This window comes from Bacteroidota bacterium (assembly GCA_030706565.1).
Classification (GTDB): domain Bacteria; phylum Bacteroidota; class Bacteroidia; order Bacteroidales; family JAUZOH01; genus JAUZOH01.
The window spans coordinates 1-17,911 of sequence record JAUZOH010000032.1; the positions used below are offsets into that span (position 1 = coordinate 1).

Below are 17,911 nucleotides of genomic sequence, written 5' to 3' on the forward strand. Positions count from 1 at the left end.
CGTTCCAATTTTGTATACAGGATGAAGGAAAGCAACACCTTTGTTTCATACAACCTGATTGACAAATATGAAACTATTCCCATCCATGTCGACATCAACCTGGTAAGCAACGACATCCTCGATATAGAAGCATTCAGAAACTGGAATCCCGAATATAAGACTGCAGAATTTATCCTGGAAAATGACAAATATGTTTGTGGCTGGAGTGTTGAAAAAATGTCGAAAAGCATGTTCAATGTGGTCAATCCCGATGATGTGGTCGAAAAATACGGCGCAGATACCCTTCGTATGTACGAAATGTTCCTTGGGCCTATCGATCAGTCAAAACCCTGGGACACCAACGGAATTGACGGGGTTCATAAATTTCTGCGCAAATTCTGGAAACTGTTCCATGACAAAGACAATAAACCATGCCTGTCGGACGAAGCTCCTTCGGCTGATGAACTGAAAATTTTGCACAAGACTATCCAGAAGATACAAAGCGATATTGAAGGTTTCTCTTTTAATACTTCAGTCAGTGCCTTTATGATTTGCGTCAACGAACTTAACGATATTAAATGCAACAAGCGGGCTATACTGGAACCCCTGACTATTTTAATTTCACCCTTTGCCCCTCACATTGCCGAAGAATTATGGCAATTACTGGGACATAATGAAAGCATCACTATTGCTCCATTTCCAAAATTTGAAGAGAAGTACCTTGTTGAAAACACTTTCAGCTATCCCATTTCTTTCAACGGAAGGATGAGGTTTAAATTGGAAGTTTCCAAAAGCAAGAATGCAGAAGAAATCAAGCAACTGGTTCTGATTCACGAAAATACCCAAAAATATCTGGAAGGTAAAACGGTGAAGAAAGTAATTGTGGTACCCGGCAAAATCGTCAATATAGTGATCGCATAATATGGCAAAAATATATTCCTTTTTAAAGCCCTATGTAATCATCACCTTTGGATTAATAGTTTATGCCATTGGATTAACCGCTTTTTTAATACCGGCTAAAATTACAGGAGGAGGCATCAGTGGTGTCGCTACCATTATTTATTTTGCCACAGGTTTCCCGGTGGGTTACGGTTATCTGCTTTTAAACATTGTTTTGCTGGTTATAGCCATCCGGGCGCTGGGCGCAAACTTTGGCGTCAAGACTATTTTTGCGGTAATCATGCTTTCGGGAATACTGGCTTTTTTCCAGACAATTTTCAAGGCCAGGATTTTGGCAGACACTTTTCTTACCACCGTAATTGGAGGCATACTTACCGGTACAGGAATAGGGATTGTATTCACCCAGGGAGGAAGCACCGGAGGAACGGATATCATTGCACTGATCATCAATAAAAACAACAATATCCGTCCGGGCAGGATCATTCTTTATATTGACGTTTTTATTATCTCTTCGTCCTATATTATCTTGCGTTCGGTCGAAAGTGTTGTTTACGGATATGTAGCCATGGCAATAACCGGTTATGTGATCGACCTGGTACTTTCAGGTTCACAACAGTCGGTACAGATGCTCATCTGTTCCAAAAGATATGACGAAATAGCCGAAAGAGTGGGTAAGGAAGTAGGCAGGGGCATTACACTCCTTGACGGACAAGGATATTATCTGAAAGAACAAACCAAAATTTTAATGATCCTGACCAAGAAACAGGAATCAAGCCATGTATTCAGAATAATCAAAGATATTGATCCCAATGCCTTCATTTCAATCAGCAATGTTTCAGGAGTGTTTGGTAAAGGTTTTGATAAATTAAAAATTTAAAAGCTGCTGTTTTGAAAAAAAAAGTTTTACTGGTTATCCTTTTAATCCTGGTTATTGTACTGCTGTTATTTAGAGTAAAAGATTTCAAAAGGAATACCACGGAACTGGCTTCTGATAGTGATGACAATGATTCCACTAAATTAGCTGCCATAGAAATGGAATACAACATTCCGGTTCGTGCCTTTAATATCATTCATGGGACTTTGCAGCCGGAGGAGCACATTTCCGAATTGTTAAAAAAATATCATGTAGCCGACAGCAGCATTAATCAGTTAACCCTTCTTCCCGACACCACGTTTGATATGCGTACTGTTAAATCAGGGAATAACTATGCATTATTTTTCGATAAAAAAGGGAACAGGGCACTTCATTACCTGGTGTATGAAAAAGACCTGGTCGATTATATAGTTTTCGACTTTTCGCATACCCTCCATGTAGAAAAAAAGGAAAGAGAAGTCACGACCAAAGCCGGAATTGCAAGCGGAGTCATCAGTTCTTCGCTATGGGATTGCATGGCCAAAAACGACATCAACCCCATGGTGGCCATGAAACTTTCTGAAATTTATGCCTGGAGTATAGACTTTTTCGGGTTAAGGCCTGGCGATGCCTTTAAAGTCATCTATGAAGAACAAACCGTGGATACTTTTTCAATTGGGATAACCAGAATATATGGGGCATGGTTCAGGCATAACGGGAAAATATATTATGCCATTCCCTCAATCAGGCAGCACAATGTATTTTATGATGAGAACGGGAAAAGCATGAAAAAGGCTTTCTTAAAAGCACCACTAAAATTTTCGCACATCAGTTCAAAATTCACCAAAGCCAGGTTTCATCCCATTTTAAAAATCTGGAGGCCGCATTTGGGCGTAGACTATTGTGCTCCGACAGGTACACCCATACATTCGGTAGGTAACGGAAAGATTCTTATTGCCAAATACAGCGGAGGTGCCGGCTGGATGATCAAAATAAAGCATGGCAAGCAATACATTACAAGCTATATGCACATGAGCCATTTTGCCCGGGGCATCCACACAGGGGCAAGTGTTTCGCAGGGGCAGGTCATTGGTTATGTAGGCACCAGTGGTTTGGCAACTGGCCCTCACCTGGATTTCCGTTTCTGGAAAAACGGAGTGCCCATAAACCCGTTGAAGGTAATTTCGCCTCCGGCCAATCCGGTGAAACCCTCTGAAAAGAAATATTTCAACATGATCAGAAATAGCCTGATCCGCAACCTTAATCTTATTCCCCTGGAAGAAAGCAGCAAGTAATTACAATTGATTCAGTACAACCTTTTCAATTATCGTGGGGAAGTATTTGTATTCGAGCTGGTGAACTTTTTGGGCCAGTGTTTCGGCAGTATCCCCGTCAGCAACCGGGCAGGTAGCCTGAAATATGGTAGTGCCACTGTCATAGATCTTATTTACATAATGTATGGTTATGCCCGATTCTTTTTCCTGATGGTCAATAACCGCCTGGTGTACTTTTTCGCCGTAAAAACCTTTCCCTCCATATTTAGGCAGCAGAGCAGGATGGATATTTATAATTTTATTAGGGAAAGCCTCTATCAGGGATTCGGGAACCAGCCACAAAAAACCGGAAAGGACAATAAAATCCGTTTTTTGTTCTTTGAGAAAATCGACAATTCCATTGGTTTCATAAAACTGATGCCGGTCAAAAACCAAGGTAGGGATATTGAATTTTTTAGCACGCTCTAAAACAAAAGCATCTTTTTTATTCGATAAAATGTAAGTAATTTTTATATTTTTGTGTAGATTAAAGTAGTTTGCAATATTTTCAGCATTAGTTCCAGAACCGGAAGCAAATATTACTATATTCTTCATTTGATGAATTTTAACAAAAAGGGGAATGAAACAAAAAATCTGCAAGTTTAAAATATTTTTTAATTAAATCATAATTTTTCTAAAATAAATTACCTTTGCATTAAGAAAAGAAAAAAAATAATTTGAAATTATAGATTATTAACTTTTCTTTGCAGCACAAAATTATTTATCAATTATTAACTCATTTAAAAAATTAAAGTTATGTCTGATATTGCATCAAGAGTAAAAGCAATTATTGTTGATAAACTCGGAGTTGACGAAAATGAAGTTACTCCTAATGCTAGTTTCACAAACGATTTAGGTGCAGATTCTCTTGACACTGTTGAATTGATCATGGAATTTGAAAAAGAATTTAACATCAGCATTCCTGATGATCAAGCTGAAAGCATCGGAACCGTTGGCGACGCCATTAAATACATTGAAAGCAACGCAAAATAAATTTTAGTCTAAAAACACAAATTCATGGAATTAAAACGAGCTGTAGTAACAGGTCTTGGGGCAATTACTCCTATAGGAAATAATGTTGAAGAATTTTGGAAAAATCTTATTGATGGCGTTAGTGGCTCAGATTTAATTACTCGTTTTGATACCAGCAAGTTTAAGACAAAGTTTGCGTGCGAAGTTAAAAATTTTGACCCTAGCCAATATTTCGACAGGAAAGAAGCCAGGAAATTAGATCTGTTTTCTCAATTTGCTCTTGTCGCAGCTGAAGAAGCAGTAGCCAATTCAAAACTTGATTTAGAGCAGATTGATAAAAACAGGGCTGGTGTAATTTGGGGCTCAGGAATTGGCGGCATTAATGTTTTCTTCGAGGAAGTGATGAATTTTGCAAAGGGTGACGGGACTCCCCGTTTCAATCCTTTCTTCATTCCGAAAATGATTTCCGATATTGCTGCCGGCCACATTTCCATGAAATATGGTTTCAGAGGTCCTAATTTTTGTACCGTAGCTGCATGTGCTTCTTCAACCAATGCAATCATTGAAGCCCTGACTTATATCCGTTTAGGAAAAGCTGATATTTTTGTGGCAGGTGGTTCTGAAGCAGCCATTAATGAAGCAGGAATGGGTGGATTTGGTTCCATGCAGGCTATTTCGACCAATAATGAGAGCTACAAAACTGCATCGCGGCCGTTTGATTTAACAAGAGACGGTTTCGTGATGGGTGAAGGTGGTGCAGCCCTTGTTATTGAAGAATATGAACATGCAGTAAAACGCGGGGCTACCATTTATGCTGAACTTGTTGGCGGAGGAATGTCTGCAGATGCTTATCACCTTACACATCCACATCCTGAAGGCTTAGGCGCTGCTTTGGTTATGAATAGCTGTCTGGAAGATGCTCACATTAAACCTGAAGATGTTGATTACGTCAATGTCCACGGAACATCTACTCCGGTTGGTGATACTGCTGAAATCCTGGCTATTTCAAAAGTATTTGGAGAACATGCTTATAAGATGAATATAAGTGCCACAAAGTCGATGACAGGGCACCTTTTAGGTGCAGCTGGGGCTGTTGAAGCTATTGCCAGCGTTCTTGCAACTAAATACGATATTGTTCCCCCTACGATTAACCACACAACTGACGATCCTGCAATTGACAGCAAACTGAATTTTACTTTTGGTAAAGCCCAAAAACGAGTTGTAAATTATGCTCTGAGCAATACTTTCGGTTTTGGCGGTCATAATGCCTCAGTTGTTTTTAAAAAATTTTCTGAATAATCTGTGTCACGAAAAAGTCTTTTTTTAGTTAATCTCTTTGGTTCTAAAAGGATATTCTTTCTCACACTTAAAAGAATTACCGGATTTTTCCCTGGAGAACTGGCTTTTTACGAACTGGCATTCATACACAAATCGGCATCGAAAACCACAAATGGTCATTTCGTCAATAATGAACGACTTGAGTATTTGGGTGATGCCATTTTGGATGCTGTGGTGGCGGATTTTGTTTTTACTTCCTTCCCCCATAAAGACGAAGGTTTTCTTACCCAGGTACGTTCAAAACTCGTAAAAAGGGCTTTTTTGGATGATCTGGCCATACAACTTGGCATCCATCGCCTGGTGATCTCTCAAATTCCCAGTTTCAACAATAAAAAACACCTCTATGGCAATGCTCTCGAAGCATTGGTCGGTGCTATTTATCTGGATAAAGGATATGCCCTGACCAAAAAGTTCGTTGTCAATAAGGTTATCAAAAAATATGTTGACCTTCAGGAACTGATTCAGACTGAAACCGACTTTAAGAGCCGGATTATTGAATGGGGCCAGAAAAACAAACAGGAAATTTATTTTGACAACCAGGAGGAAATATTCGATTTGAAAAAGAATCCCATTTTTATCTCCAGGGTTAAGGTAGTTGACAAAAATATTGGAACGGGCAAAGGTTTTTCAAAAAAAGAAGCTGAACAAAATGCTGCAGAACAGGCTTTGCTGGCGGTGGGTATCATGTAGGTTTTATTTTTGCTCATGTGAAAAAATCGGTTCATAAATTAATTGTTGAGCCTGAATCTGATATAGCTTTATGGGCTATCGTATCATCAGAAAGTGACTACCGCCTGAGCTGGTTGCTAAATACCCGTCTGTCTTTTCAACTGTCCAAAACGGAAAATTTCAAAACCTTCCATTCAAAAACCGGAATATCCCAGGAATTTTCCACCTATTGTTTCGAGGATGAAGAAAAATGCCTGGCCTGCCGTCTTTATTCCAATCAATGCGAAAATGGCTTTTTAATTGAAGAGCTGAAAAACATCGATTACCTTTTTCAAATCCTCGGGAATATTTCCAATACAGAACTAAACTCCCTGCTTACCAAAATAAGGGAAATTGAAAATATCTCAGCCCTCATCCGCATTGATCCTGTAAAATATAAATCGGCCAAAAAATTATTCTGCTAATTAACCTTCGATCACCGGTTTCATCACCTTTCCTATAAAAATTATCGTATTGCTCTTTTCCTCGCGGATTACAAAAAGAAATGGCCTGTTTACGGTAAAATAAATGGTCTGGTCAGGCCCGGCCGAAGTACAAATTATTTCAACCGATGTAACAGCAGCAGCTTCGGTTCCTTCCTCATTTACGTCCACATAAGACTTATGTTTTACCCTTGAAATGCATAGACGAGCCTGATTGTTAATCTTCGAAAAATTTGCCAAATCGGAATCAAAAGCAATACCCATGCCCAAATTGGTCAGATATTTCTTCAGTTCATCCTCAAATGAAAATTTGAACTTGGGAAGAAGAATATGAACATCTCCATGAGAATAATAACTTTTCATCCAGGTATTCCAGTTTTCATCCGTAAGGTTATTGATAAGGTCATCCACAGTCTTCCCGTTATTGGGCAGCAAGACGCACATGCTGTAATTGCCCTGTCCGTAAAACATCCTGACCGAACTGAACAAATCATTGCTGGTGTAATCAAATGAGCCTTCAGTGACCATGGTAGGGATACTAATGGATTGATTATCGCTCAAGGCAAAAGGCTGATTGGAGGTTTTCCCGGCATCAAATTTCCTCAGCCAGCTTCCTTTAAAATAAACCGCATTAATCAGATACATCACAGTTTCATCTGAAATTTGGTCAATAATGGTTTTAATTTTACCCTTTGTCTTATCGGCCACCCAGCCATTAATGGTAGTTAGTGCTGAAGGACTTGAGAAATCAAGCCCCTGTACCTGGGCATTGAAATACTTCTGATTAGTCGACAAAAAATCAGGCAGCACCTGGAAGGTATTTCTGTACCAGATAGAGTTTGCAATATTAAGGACAACTTTGGGATCGAGTGAGGTTAATTGTTGCATCAGGTTTTGAAAGGAGGCGTTTACGTCATCTGTGGTCAGCCCTGTAATTTTCAACGTCTTTGCCATAGCCTCCCGGGTAGTCCCGTCGGCTCCGTTATAAGTCATAGCCAGGGCCAGGGAAACCGAAACCGGAGAGATAAACAGGTTACTGTCCCCTAAACTTTTACTCATCTCTTTAAAAAGATCAAAACCAAAAGCATTGGAACTACCCACCAGAACTTGGGCAGTCTGGGTAAGATTAACATCCTTGGGTTGGTAAACCGCCAGGTCATCTCCACTTTTCCTGCATGAAGCAAACAAACAGGTAATGACCAACATCACTAAAGGGAATTTATAAGTTTTCATTTTTATTTCTTTTTTCAAAAGATGTTTATAAATAGAAAAAAGTTGCGTTTGAAAAAAATAAATACAATACGCAACCTTTTCTTTGACAGAATCATCTTCTCAACAAATGAAAACTATTATGACCGGCATCATAGTTTACCAATTTTGTTGTAATTTTATCATTCAAATGCTTAGGCTTAATCAAATTGGTGAATACAATAGCTGACATAATAGCAGGTTGCAAAAAAGGGAAACGGAAATCCCAGAAAGAGCTGTATGATATGTTTTCGGGGAAAATGTATGCAGTATGCCTTCGCTATACCTCAAATGCCGATGAAGCAAAAGATATCCTTCAGGACGGTTTTGTGAAAGTATTTACCAATTTGAATACTTTCAATTTCAAAGGATCTTTCGAAGGCTGGGTCAGGCGGATTATGATCAATACTGCCATTGCCTGCTACAGGACGAAGAAAAATATTTACACCCTTGAGATTGTGGATGATATGGAAACCGGCAACGATAATGTTTTTGAAAGCCTGTCGGCTGAAGAGTTGCTGAAGATCATCAGGAAACTTCCTTCCCAGTATAAAATGGTTTTCAATCTTTATGCCATTGAAGGTTATTCGCATAAAGAGATAAGCGAGATGCTGGGAATAACGGAAAGCACCTCAAAATCAGATTTGTCAAGGGCAAGGGCAATTTTGAAAGCAAAAATAACAGATGAAACAGAAACTTTAGCTAAAGTAGTTCGCCTCTCATGATACGGGAAGAAAAAGATATTGAACAATTATTAAAAAACAGAATTAAAGATCTGGAAATAGCCCCGCCTCCCGGGGTTTGGGCCAGTATTGAACATAAACTTGAAGAGGAGAAACACCGCTCAGGAATCCTGTTGATGTTCAAAATGGCTGCTTCATTTGCCCTGGTTGCAGTTATCGGAATAAGCTCTTTCTGGTTATACAGACATGAACGAGTAGCGCCCCAAATCGCCCAAAATTCATCTTTCCATAAAGTAAAACATACAGCAGAAAATTATCAGATCCGGACAGATGAAAATAAACCGGAAAGGAACAAAAATACAGTCAAAAAAATAACCGTTTTAGCAGCCATACAAAACGGCAAATTTCAAACAGGGATTAAACACAACACTCCGCCCCAGAAAAATAATGCACCTCATCCTGCTGCAACAAACGGGCAATTGGTCATAAACACCCCGAAATTTGCAATATCCAGACAAACTCAAAATTTATTAATTTCCGGCAGGGATTATCCATCAACTTTTCAAATTAATAAAGCTGCGCCAGTTGCTTCAACAAATGCAATCAATGATTCAGTTGCAGTTCCAGAAAATCAGCAACAATTAATGGCACTGGCCAGGATAAACTGTCAGGTTCTAAACTCCGGTAATCAGAAGCCTGTTGCCCTAAACGGGCAATCGTCCGTAAAAGCAGAAACCGGTCAGGCCCATATCAACTTAAAAGATCCGTTCAATCTTAATTCCGGTGATGCAGGGGCTGTTTTTTCCAACAATACTTCTACTTCCGAAGGAAAATGGTCGGTAGGCGGATGCTATTCTCCAAACTATTCTTTCCGGACTATCTCAGGAGAAAGTTCCGGAGAATATTCAGAAAAAGGGTTGATGGCTTTTTCGGGCGGTATGAAAGTTAAATATGCCAGCAAAAGCCGTTGGTCTTTCCAGTCAGGTGTCTATTACAGCAAAAAAGGGCAGGTCATTAACGATGTATCGGCAGTAAGCTATTCCACGGGCCAGACAAAAATGCTACAAGCCGGCTATCAACAAACCGTTGCCTATTATTTTAATAATTCCACAGGAAAAATCACCTCCTCATCATCTAATAATTCCACTAAAATAATCGGTACCAATTTTTCAGAACTTGCTTGTTCCAATAGCGGGGTATTTAAACAATCCTCCTTAGTTTCGAACAGTGCTTCTTCTGTAAGTCTGGTCCAGAGTTTTGATTTCATCGAATTACCTTTCGTCATGAATTATAAAATAATTGACCGAAAGACAGATGTACACCTGATTGGCGGAATTAGCACCAATATACTGGTTGACAATAAGATATACGATAAAAGTGATGCCCAAAAAAATAAATTAGGAAGCACAGAGGATGTCTGTACCTTTAATTGCAGCAGCGTTATGGGTATCGGAATGGATTATCCGCTCTCAAAAAAAATGACTATAAGTTTCGATCCGACTTTCAACTATAATCTTAATTCCTTCAACAAAAATAGCGGGTTGAACAGCCATCCCTACTCATTCTATTTTATGACAGGGATAAATTATAACTTCTAAAACCCCCTTCGTGAGCTTAAATTGATTTTTTATCAATTATGGACATCCATTATTTCCCAAATTCAAAAACTTTTGGAAAAAGTAGCTTAAGATTAGTTAATTTTGTAGTCTTTTTTAGGAAGATAGATTAATGACCGGCAAAACATTTGGGATGATTAATCTGAGTAATTGAAAACAAAGAATAAAAGAAGGACAGACGGAAATGAAGTTGTTTAATAAAGACTTAGGGAAAAAGGACAGAAGAATTATCACCGTTGGAATTTTAACGTCTATTGCCATTTTGGAAATTGTGTTATTCTGTTTTTTTAAAGATAAAGAAAGCGATGACGAGAATTATCGAAATGCTTTTGCGCACCAATACGGGATTTATTCGCCAGAACTGCCTGACAGATTGAATTTTGCAGGGGAACCGGTTCCCCTGAATGATTTCGATGTAAAAGAAAGCCTGGATAAAGAATTGATGGTAAATATTTATTGGCAGTCGCAGACTTTGCTCTTTCTTAAAAAAGCACACCGTTTCTTCCCCGTCATCGAGCCCATTTTGAAAAAAAATCATATTCCCGACGACTTTAAATATCTGGCAGTAGCCGAAAGTGGATTAAGCAATGAAGTATCCCCGGCCGGAGCCAGGGGATTCTGGCAACTGCTCGAAAAAACCGCTAAAGATTGCGGGCTTGAGGTAAATGAAGAGGTTGATGAACGTTATAACCTGGAGAAAGCAACTGAAGCTGCCTGCCAATACCTCAGGTCATCATACAAGACACAAAAAAACTGGACTCTGGTGGCTGCCTCATATAATATTGGTAAAACAGGCGTAAGCCGGCAACTCTCCAAGCAGAAAGTAGACAATTATTACGATTTACTCTTTGGCGAAGAAACCGCCAGGTATATTTTCCGGATTCTGGCCATCAAATTAATTATTACCAATCCCGACAAATATGGATACCACCTGCGCGAAAAGGATTTGTACCCCATAATCCCGGTAACAAAAATCAAAATAGATTCCTCTGTTGATAATTGGTCAGATTTTGCCCAATCACATTCTGTTAATTATAAAATTTTGAAAATATTTAATCCCTGGTTAAAAGGCTACACGTTAACCAACAAGGAGAAGAAAACTTATATGATCAGCCTGCCTCAGAAGGGTTTAAGATAAAGTGAGCAGTGTGGTATTTTTGAACTAAATTAAAACTTGATAGTTGAGTAATAATAACAATAATAGTATCCCATCGCCTGAAAGCAGTGATAACCTCTGCGTTTATGGGGCAAGAGTCCACAACCTGAAAAATGTGGACGTGATCATTCCACGGAATAAACTGACTGTAATCACCGGTTTGAGTGGAAGCGGGAAATCGTCACTTGCTTTTGACACCATTTATGCCGAAGGGCAACGCCGGTATATTGAAACCTTGTCTGCATACGCCCGCCAATTTCTGGGTAATATGGAACGCCCTGATGTGGATAAGATTTCAGGCCTTAGCCCGGTTATTTCCATTGAACAGAAAACCACTTCAAAAAATCCCAGGTCGACGGTAGGAACGATCACTGAAATATATGATTTCCTTCGTTTGCTTTTTGCCCGGGCCGGCGAAGCTTATTCATATATCACCGGCGAGAAAATGGTAAAATATACTGACGAACAAATCATCAAGCTTATACTTGAAAAATTCATCAACAAAAAAACCATTGTTCTTGCGCCATTGGTAAAAGGCCGGAAGGGACATTACCGCGAACTCTTTGAGCAAGTCAGGAAGAAAGGTTTTCTATACGCCAGGATTGACGGAGAAATAAAAGAGCTAGTCCGCGGCCTGAAAGTTGACCGTTACAAGACACACGATATTGAGATTGTTGTCGACAAACTGTTGGTTGCCGAAAAAGACGTCAAAAGGCTTAAAGATTCCATACAGGTTGCAATGAACCTGGGGAAAGGCGTCATTTTACTGCTTGATGTTGAAAGTAACCAGGCAAAATACTTTAGCAAGCGGCTGATGTGCCCCACTTCGGGTATTTCCTATAATGAACCGGCTCCCCATTCTTTTTCCTTCAATTCGCCGCATGGGGCCTGTCCGAAATGCAACGGGCTGGGTGAAATCAGCGAAGTCGACCTGGACAAGATTTTCCCCAATCCCGAATTAAGCATCAAAAAAGGAGGCATAGAACCGCTGGGGACTTACAAAAATTCTTTAATATTCTGGCAGATTGAAGCCATAGGCAGCAAATATGATTTTACCCTGAATACTCCTATCAAAGATATACCGGAAGAAGCCATCAACATCATCCTCTACGGCTCTGACGAATCATTTAAAATGCCGGACACCCCGATGGGCTTAAGGGCAAATTATTTTCTGAGCTTCGACGGGATCGTCAATTACATCAACAACAGTCTTGATGATGAAGACCTCTCCAAAAATTCAAAAAAATCCATCAACCGCTTCATCAAACAAATTGTATGCCCCGAATGTAAAGGGACCAGGCTTAACCGCGAGGCATTACATTTTCTGATCGACAATAAAAATATTGCCGACCTGACGGCCATGGATCTGCGGGATTTGAATCTATGGTTTGAAAATCTTGAAGACCGGCTCAATGAGAAACAAAAACAGATTGCCAGGGAAATCATCAAAGAAATAAGCAGCCGTTTGAATTTCCTGCTTGATGTCGGACTGGATTATCTTTCACTCAGCCGGAGTTCCAAAAGCCTTTCGGGAGGCGAAAGCCAAAGGATCAGGCTTGCTACCCAGATAGGTTCACAACTGGTAAACGTTCTTTATATCCTGGATGAACCCAGCATAGGCCTTCATCAAAAGGACAACCATAAGTTGATTAATTCTCTGCAAAAATTAAGAGATGCAGGAAATTCGGTCATTGTTGTGGAACACGACAAGGATATGATCCTTTCGGCCGATTACATTGTTGACATGGGCCCGTTTGCCGGCAGGCACGGAGGTGAAGTGGTTGCCCAGGGCACGCCAAAGGAAATATTGCAATCCGAAAGCCTCACGTCCCAATACCTTAACCTGAAAAAGCAGATTGTAATGCCTGCCGGACGGCGCAAAGGGAATGGGAAATTCATTACCCTTTACGGTGCACAGGGGAATAACCTGAAAGATGTTACCGCGAAATTTCCTTTAGGGACCTTTATCTGCGTTACCGGAGTGTCGGGCAGCGGGAAATCCACCCTGATTAATGAGACGCTGCAGCCTATCCTGAGTAAACATTTTTACAGGTCGCTGCAGGAACCCCTGCCCTACAGTTCTATTGAAGGAATTGAAAATATCGACAAAGTAATTGAAGTAGACCAGTCGGCACTCGGGCGAACACCCCGCTCCAACCCTGCAACCTATACAGGCGTTTTCTCCGACATAAGGAAACTGTTCGAAATGACTCCGGAATCGAAAATCCGCGGATATTCGGCAGGACGTTTTTCCTTTAATGTCAAAGGAGGGCGCTGCGAAACATGCAGAGGTGCCGGGGTTCAGACCATAGAAATGAATTTCCTTCCCGATGTATATGTGGTTTGCCACGACTGCAACGGGAAAAGATATAACCGGGAAACCCTGGAAGTAAAGTTCAAAGGGAAATCCATCAGCGATGTACTGGATATGACCATCAACCAGGCTGTGGAATTCTTTGAAAACATACCGGCTATCAATAAAAAAATCGAAACCTTAAAAGAAGTCGGTTTAGGATACATCAGACTGGGCCAACCCTCAACCACTCTATCCGGCGGCGAATCACAACGGGTAAAATTAGCGGCCGAACTATCCAAACGCGATACGGGCAACACCTTGTATATCCTTGACGAACCCACCACCGGCCTTCATTTTGAAGACGTCAGGGTATTGCTTGAGGTACTGAACAAATTGGTGGAAAAAGGAAATACGGTCATTGTGATCGAACACAATATGGATGTGATTAAAATGGCCGATTATATCATCGATATTGGCAAAGATGGAGGGAAAAACGGAGGCGAAATTATTGTGACCGGCACCCCCGAACAAATCCTTAATTGCAAAGAAAGCTACACTGCAGAATATTTGCAGAAGGAACTTATGCCCCGGTGAGGTTTCAAACTATTATCTTGTTTATGTTTATTAATTTTATAATTTTGTAATCTTTAATAACATTTTATTCTGACAAATTAATTTACCCAATAAAAATATCATGTCTGTAAGTGAAGAATTAATAAAAGATACTTTCAAGCAAAAAGACTGGAGCGAAATTCAGATTTCCGACTCATGGCGGATTTTTAAAATCATGTCCGAATTTGTTGACGGTTTTGAGAAACTGGCCAGGATAGGTCCCTGCGTTTCAATTTTCGGTTCTGCACGTACTACCCCGGATAGTAAGTACTATAAACTTGCCGAAGAAATTGCTTTTCAGCTTACCAAGCATGGTTACGGAGTAATTACAGGCGGTGGCCCGGGAATCATGGAAGCCGCAAACCTGGGTGCAAAAAAAGGTAAAGGGCGCTCGGTGGGCATAAATATAGATTTGCCCTTCGAACAACAGCCCAACTTATTTATTGATCCGGATAAACTGATTACCTTCGATCATTTCTTCGTACGGAAGGTGATGTTCGTTAAGTATGCCCAGGGATTTATTGTCCTGCCCGGTGGATTTGGCACGTTCGATGAACTCTTTGAAGCATTGACCCTGATCCAGACTGAAAAAATTGGCCGTTTCCCAATTATCCTGGTCAGTAAATCCTATTGGTCGGGACTGATTGAATGGATTAAGGAAGTAATGCTCGAACAGGAACATAACATCAGCCCGGAAAATATGGACTTATTCAATGTGGTGGATACCGCCGAAGAAGCTGTAGATATTATTAACACCTTCTATTCGAAGTACCTTTTAAGCCCAAATTTCTAATTCCTATATTGTTAAGATTATTATATTTTTGCTATTATTGTAAATTAATTAAAATAACCTCAGAAGATAAGCTTATCTAACTAAATTGCTGAATATGATCAGATCGGTTTTGCTTCTTCTAAATATGATTGGAGTAATTTTTTTCCATACTTTTTTCGAAGGAGGAGTATCGGTTAAAATTAATGCTCCTAAGGAAGTAATAGCTGGTACCGATATGCATATTCAGGTTACCCTGAAAAAAGGGAACCTTGAAAGTTTCTCCAGGTTTCAGCAAGATTTGCCTGCAGGTCTGGAAGCCTCCTCCGAAAATTCAAATTCAGGAGATTTTACCTTTCAGGACAAAAAAATCAGGCTGATGTGGTTCCGACTCCCCGCTGATGATGAAATAACTTTTACGTATATCATTCACGTCGATCAAAGACTTAAAGGCAAGTTTTCTCTGGATGGCAAATTTTCCTATATTGAGGGTAATGAAAGGAAATCGGTTGACGCCAATCAGCAAAGCGTTACAATTTTGCCTTCCCCAACTATCGACCGCAAACTTATTGTAGATATTAATGAATTTGAAAAATCGGTAATACCCGATCTCAATATAAACGAAAGCAAAAGCCTTGTTTGTATTCGCCAAAAACCCAATTTGCAGGAAGGTGCAAATGAGATTTTTGTTAATCTGCTCTTATGCAAACAGGATAAAAACAGTTTTGCCAAAATTGAGGAAAAGATTCCTGAAGGATACACTGCTGAAGGGATAGATACCAAAGAGGGGACATTTACCTTCAAAAACGGAATTGCAAAATTTCAATGGATGAATTTACCTTCAGAACCTTATTTCGTAGTAACCTATAAACTAATCCCAAAAGAAAAACTAAAGACAAAAAGTTTGGTTCTGAAAGGTAGTTTTTCGTATGTGGAAGATGACAAAACAATCAACAGTGAAGTTGTCGAGCAGAATTTCAACCTCAGGGATATAAATAAAACTCAGGTGGCAGGTTTAATGGCCCAAGCCAAACAGACAGCAGCAAAAAATAAAAAGAAAAATATTGTTAGTGTTTCATCAGAAAGAGATGAAAATGATCAACCCACTACCCTTATTACGGATTTAAAAACCGGGATTACCCGGAAACTATCAGAAACGGATACTGTGGAAGGCGTCACTTACAGGGTTCAGCTTGCTGCAGGGCATAAACCCGTAAACGTAAAAAGCTATTTCGAAAAATATAAAATTGAAGATCCTGTCTATACTGAACAACATCAAGGATGGAAAAAATATTCCATCGGTTCGTTCAAACTTTATAAAGATGCCAGGGATTACCGGATTCATATTTGGAATACCACAACTATTGGAGATGCATTTGTTTCGGCATATAACAATGAAGTAAGAATAACCGTACAGGAAGCCCTTATGATTGGTAACCAAAAATGGGATAAATAAAAATTATCAGATGGTCAGAAAATTTACTTACATATTTTTTTCACTGGCAATTTTATTCATTTTCGATATAAATACCGTTCTGGCGCAAGAAAATGTATATGAAAACCTGCTGAAAGAGGAAGTAGAGGTTCTGAATCCGGTTTATAAACCTGTAATTGGCGTGGGCACCGGAGTTTTAAATTATATTGGCGAGGTTCACAATAATATTCACAACAGTGTTGTGGGGAGGCAAAATACCGGTTACAAGATAGATGTAACCACTTTTATAGACAATAAAAACAGGTACTTCAATGCCAACTTCTATCTGCTGCTGGGTAACCTCAATGGCAATGAAAGAAATTATACTGATCCCAACCGGAATTTAAATTTCAGCACGGACATTTATGATTTCGGCATCAATGTAATATACAATTTCGGGCATTTTATCAGTAAAAAAAGCCTCATTACCCCCTTCATCGGGCTTGGCTTGGAGGATTTCCAGTTTAATTCAAAAACCGACTTACACGATTCGCAAGGACGGAAATATTATTACTGGACAGACGGGACCATCAGGGATATAGACCAGTCTTTGGCCGGAACTCAGACAAGCAACATTCTTCATCGCGATTACACTTATGAAACAGATATAAAAGACCTGAAACGTTTTGGATTATCCAACTACAGCCAAAATGCCTTAGCCATACCCATTGACCTGGGCTTAAAATTTAATATCTCAAGCAGGATGTATATGAAACTGGGGACTTCCCTGCATTATACATTCACCGATAATATTGACGGAGTGAGTTATGAAGGGAAAGAAAGAACAGGGAATAAAATGAACGATATGTTCACTTATTCCTATGTTTCATTCCACTTCGACTTATTCTCCTCGCCCAAAACGGTTACTTTTGAAAAATTATTTGCTGATGTGGATTTCGATTATGCCATGTTTGAAGATGAAGATAATGATATGGTTTTCGATCCTGTTGACAAATGCCCCCACACTCCCTTTGGGGTTGAAGTCGATTCAACCGGCTGTCCCCTGGATGCCGACAAAGACGGGGTGCCAGATTATCTGGATAAACAGCCTCATTCAAATCCCAATGCAATTGTCGATGAGAATGGTATTGAAATCAGTCCCGACCATCTTGCACTGGCACTGGATACCGCCCAGGCCATCAAACGTGAAGATGTGGAAGCATACCTGCAAACCATACTCGGAGCCGCCAAGTATTATAAAAAACATGGCAGTGTAACCATTCCTGAGAAATTTAAGGCTTTGGATACCAACCATGACGGCTATATCTCCTACGAAGAATTGCTGAAAACGATAAACGACTATTTCGACTTCAAGAATAATATGTCGAATAAGGACATTGGCGAACTGACAGACTTCTTCTTTACCCAATAGAAAACTATTTTAACAGAAATCCATGTAAGAGTCAGCACTATAATAGTGACCCTTGTGAAAGCCTTGTGTTCCTTGTAGTTTGATGATAGTTTGAAGTGGTTTGAAATACCTTACCACTAAGGCACAAAGAGCACGGAGGGAAAAAGTGGTTTGAGATTGTTTGAGGAGGTTTGATACAG

Annotated in this window: 16 protein-coding genes; 14 read left to right on the forward strand and 2 right to left on the reverse strand. The window is 39.8% G+C overall.

The window, feature by feature from the left end:
* From Q8907_03325 to Q8907_03335, 3 genes are all read left to right on the forward strand, one after another.
* On the forward strand, nt 1–900 hold a 900-nt coding region (locus Q8907_03325; GenBank protein MDP4273293.1), incomplete at its 5' end, for a class I tRNA ligase family protein.
* 1 nt (nt 901) lies between these two features.
* Complete coding sequence (locus Q8907_03330; protein MDP4273294.1) at nt 902–1,756, forward strand: YitT family protein; 855 nt, start codon at nt 902–904, stop codon at nt 1,754–1,756.
* 11 nt (nt 1,757–1,767) lie between these two features.
* Complete coding sequence (locus Q8907_03335; protein ID MDP4273295.1) at nt 1,768–3,027, forward strand: peptidoglycan DD-metalloendopeptidase family protein; 1,260 nt, start codon at nt 1,768–1,770, stop codon at nt 3,025–3,027.
* Here Q8907_03335 and purN read toward each other — a convergent pair whose 3' ends face one another.
* The gene (gene purN, locus Q8907_03340) at nt 3,028–3,600 is read right to left on the reverse strand and encodes a phosphoribosylglycinamide formyltransferase (protein ID MDP4273296.1); all 573 of its coding nucleotides are present in this window, start codon (nt 3,598–3,600) and stop codon (nt 3,028–3,030) included.
* 201 nt (nt 3,601–3,801) lie between these two features.
* On the opposite strand from purN, the gene Q8907_03345 reads away from it, so the two are divergent.
* The 4 genes from Q8907_03345 to Q8907_03360 are packed head-to-tail and all read left to right on the forward strand — an operon-like array spanning nt 3,802 to nt 6,488.
* The gene (locus tag Q8907_03345) at nt 3,802–4,038 is read left to right on the forward strand and encodes an acyl carrier protein (protein MDP4273297.1); all 237 of its coding nucleotides are present in this window, start codon (nt 3,802–3,804) and stop codon (nt 4,036–4,038) included.
* Between the two features lie 24 nt (nt 4,039–4,062).
* Nucleotides 4,063–5,316: a beta-ketoacyl-ACP synthase II gene (gene fabF, locus Q8907_03350; GenBank protein ID MDP4273298.1), complete on the forward strand. Its 1,254-nt coding sequence runs from the start codon at nt 4,063–4,065 to the stop codon at nt 5,314–5,316.
* A gap of 3 nt (nt 5,317–5,319) precedes the next feature.
* Complete coding sequence (gene rnc, locus Q8907_03355; protein ID MDP4273299.1) at nt 5,320–6,045, forward strand: ribonuclease III; 726 nt, start codon at nt 5,320–5,322, stop codon at nt 6,043–6,045.
* Between the two features lie 17 nt (nt 6,046–6,062).
* Nucleotides 6,063–6,488, forward strand: coding sequence for an IPExxxVDY family protein (locus tag Q8907_03360; protein MDP4273300.1), 426 nt, complete (start codon nt 6,063–6,065; stop codon nt 6,486–6,488).
* Here the strand turns inward: Q8907_03360 and Q8907_03365 are convergent, their stop codons facing one another.
* Nucleotides 6,489–7,739, reverse strand: coding sequence for a serpin family protein (locus tag Q8907_03365; GenBank protein ID MDP4273301.1), 1,251 nt, complete (start codon nt 7,737–7,739; stop codon nt 6,489–6,491).
* A gap of 188 nt (nt 7,740–7,927) precedes the next feature.
* On the opposite strand from Q8907_03365, the gene Q8907_03370 reads away from it, so the two are divergent.
* The 7 genes from Q8907_03370 to Q8907_03400 all read left to right on the forward strand — a co-directional run bounded on the left by Q8907_03370 (nt 7,928) and on the right by Q8907_03400 (nt 17,732).
* Nucleotides 7,928–8,479, forward strand: a complete 552-nt coding sequence (locus Q8907_03370; protein MDP4273302.1) for a sigma-70 family RNA polymerase sigma factor — start codon at nt 7,928–7,930, stop codon at nt 8,477–8,479.
* Nucleotides 8,476–10,035 carry an outer membrane beta-barrel protein gene (locus Q8907_03375; protein ID MDP4273303.1) on the forward strand — a complete coding sequence of 520 codons (1,560 nt, stop codon included), beginning with the start codon at nt 8,476–8,478 and terminating at the stop codon, nt 10,033–10,035. The genes Q8907_03370 and Q8907_03375 overlap by 4 nt, the downstream gene beginning before the upstream one ends.
* Nucleotides 10,036–10,237: 202 nt before the next feature.
* Complete coding sequence (locus Q8907_03380; protein ID MDP4273304.1) at nt 10,238–11,191, forward strand: lytic transglycosylase domain-containing protein; 954 nt, start codon at nt 10,238–10,240, stop codon at nt 11,189–11,191.
* A gap of 67 nt (nt 11,192–11,258) precedes the next feature.
* On the forward strand, nt 11,259–14,099 hold the full coding sequence (gene uvrA, locus Q8907_03385) for an excinuclease ABC subunit UvrA (protein MDP4273305.1): 2,841 nt from the start codon (nt 11,259–11,261) through the stop codon (nt 14,097–14,099).
* Between the two features lie 100 nt (nt 14,100–14,199).
* The gene (locus Q8907_03390) at nt 14,200–14,910 is read left to right on the forward strand and encodes a TIGR00730 family Rossman fold protein (GenBank protein MDP4273306.1); all 711 of its coding nucleotides are present in this window, start codon (nt 14,200–14,202) and stop codon (nt 14,908–14,910) included.
* A gap of 94 nt (nt 14,911–15,004) precedes the next feature.
* Nucleotides 15,005–16,342 carry a hypothetical protein gene (locus Q8907_03395; GenBank protein MDP4273307.1) on the forward strand — a complete coding sequence of 446 codons (1,338 nt, stop codon included), beginning with the start codon at nt 15,005–15,007 and terminating at the stop codon, nt 16,340–16,342.
* Between the two features lie 10 nt (nt 16,343–16,352).
* Nucleotides 16,353–17,732, forward strand: a complete 1,380-nt coding sequence (locus Q8907_03400) for a DUF6089 family protein (protein ID MDP4273308.1) — start codon at nt 16,353–16,355, stop codon at nt 17,730–17,732.
* The last annotated feature ends 179 nt before the right edge of the window (nt 17,733–17,911 follow it).

Coding starts and splice junctions, on each gene's coding strand:
- Q8907_03330 (MDP4273294.1), top strand. CDS start 902: ATGGCAAAAATATATTCCTTTTTAAAGCCCTATGTAATCATCACCTTT.
- purN (MDP4273296.1), bottom strand. CDS start 3,600: ATGAAGAATATAGTAATATTTGCTTCCGGTTCTGGAACTAATGCTGAA.
- Q8907_03345 (MDP4273297.1), top strand. CDS start 3,802: ATGTCTGATATTGCATCAAGAGTAAAAGCAATTATTGTTGATAAACTC.
- fabF (MDP4273298.1), top strand. CDS start 4,063: ATGGAATTAAAACGAGCTGTAGTAACAGGTCTTGGGGCAATTACTCCT.
- Q8907_03365 (MDP4273301.1), bottom strand. CDS start 7,739: ATGAAAACTTATAAATTCCCTTTAGTGATGTTGGTCATTACCTGTTTG.
- Q8907_03375 (MDP4273303.1), top strand. CDS start 8,476: ATGATACGGGAAGAAAAAGATATTGAACAATTATTAAAAAACAGAATT.
- Q8907_03380 (MDP4273304.1), top strand. CDS start 10,238: ATGAAGTTGTTTAATAAAGACTTAGGGAAAAAGGACAGAAGAATTATC.
- Q8907_03390 (MDP4273306.1), top strand. CDS start 14,200: ATGTCTGTAAGTGAAGAATTAATAAAAGATACTTTCAAGCAAAAAGAC.
- Q8907_03395 (MDP4273307.1), top strand. CDS start 15,005: ATGATCAGATCGGTTTTGCTTCTTCTAAATATGATTGGAGTAATTTTT.
- Q8907_03400 (MDP4273308.1), top strand. CDS start 16,353: ATGGTCAGAAAATTTACTTACATATTTTTTTCACTGGCAATTTTATTC.